Annotated in this window: 1 protein-coding gene; it reads right to left on the bottom strand. The window is 35.4% G+C overall.

All coding sequences use genetic code 11. The features are described 5' to 3' along the window. Positions 1–111: 111 nt before the first annotated feature. Complete coding sequence (locus ACE1EF_RS20075) at positions 112–426, bottom strand: GIY-YIG nuclease family protein (protein ID WP_375722499.1); 315 nt, start codon at positions 424–426, stop codon at positions 112–114. Between the last annotated feature and the right edge of the window lie 323 nt (positions 427–749).

Here is a 749-nt window from a genome sequence, read left to right as displayed (position 1 = left end):
TATTCCGCGGATGCTAACCGAATCCATAATTATGTTAGTAATTGCTGCATCCGCGAAAGAGAAAATGTTCGTGTCATTTCGAACGAAGGCACTGGTGCCAGAGTGGGAAATCTATCTTTTTATTTTCAATATCTGACCTTCGCTATACAGTTCTTTCCAATCCGGATTTACGCTGTTTATGAGTTCTTCTTTTTTCTTTCGATTATACTTTTTAATTTGTTTCTCCCTGTTTATGGCATCATCAACATGATAGAACAACTCGTAGTAAACCAACTTATTAACCTTATACTTTTTAGTAAATCCTTCTGTTTTACCCAGTTTATGTTCAAATGTTCTTCGAATAAGATTATTGGTCATACCAACATATAACACTGCATGCCTGGATGATGTCAAAATATAAACATAGTAAACATGTAACTTTCTCATAGCATAGGTTTTTTACAAAGTTACATATTTCAATTAATCAAAATTTTTTAAAATACTGAGACTTCTCGCTTCGCTCGAAGGGACAATCGTCCAGAGATATTCCGCGGATGCTAACCGAATCTTTAATTATGTTAGTAATTGCTGCATCCGCGAAGGGAAGAATGTTCGTGTCATTTCGAACGAAGTGAGAAATCTTTATGTTAAGGACACTTCCGTAATTGCATGCATCTTTTATATGAATACCAGACTGAAGGTTTCTTACAACTCTTACTGTGAATGTCAATCAAGCCTATTCCGCGGATGCTAACCGAATCCATAATTAT

Source organism: Quyinboa sediminis (genome assembly GCF_042219855.1).
Classification (GTDB): Bacteria; Bacteroidota; Bacteroidia; order Bacteroidales; family UBA5342; genus JBHJHP01.
The sequence above is the reverse complement of the archived record's forward strand: the minus strand, read 5'-3'. Positions and strand labels throughout refer to the sequence as shown.

What these genes read in the sequence shown, in the direction of transcription:
- ACE1EF_RS20075 (WP_375722499.1), bottom strand. Translation starts at nt 426, where the DNA reads ATGAGAAAGTTACATGTTTACTATGTTTATATTTTGACATCATCCAGG.